1 protein-coding gene is annotated in these 329 nt (G+C 52.6%); it reads left to right on the forward strand.

Annotation, left to right across the window (positions count from 1 at the left end):
* On the forward strand, window positions 1-97 hold a 97-nt coding region (locus AB4Y34_RS42195; RefSeq protein ID WP_368719058.1), incomplete at its 5' end, for a DUF6429 family protein.
* Window positions 98-329: the final 232 nt, after the last annotated feature.

Consider the following 329-nt stretch of genomic DNA (forward strand, 5'->3'; position numbering starts at 1 on the left):
CAGGACGAAGTCTGTGATCTTTACCGAAGAAGGACTGCGTGAGTCCGAGCGGCTCTTTAAACAGCATTTCGTCATTCCAGAAAGACCGGGAAATTGATTCAACGAACTTCTAACTCACGACACTAGCAGGCTGTTGAATTTGGGTCCCGTGTAAACGGGGTTTGAGGGACGGGCGTTATGGATATCGTGTTCATGATCTTTAGCAGCGGATGCGATGCGCGGAATGGATGAGATGCAGGAACCCCTGTTCACGACGGTCAAGCTCGAGGACTTCGTCCCGGCAGATCACCCGTTGCGACCGATCCGGTTGCTGGTGAATGACGCGTTGA

The sequence above is a fragment of the Paraburkholderia sp. BR10954 genome, assembly GCF_040965775.1.
GTDB classification, from domain to species: Bacteria; Pseudomonadota; Gammaproteobacteria; order Burkholderiales; family Burkholderiaceae; genus Paraburkholderia; species Paraburkholderia youngii.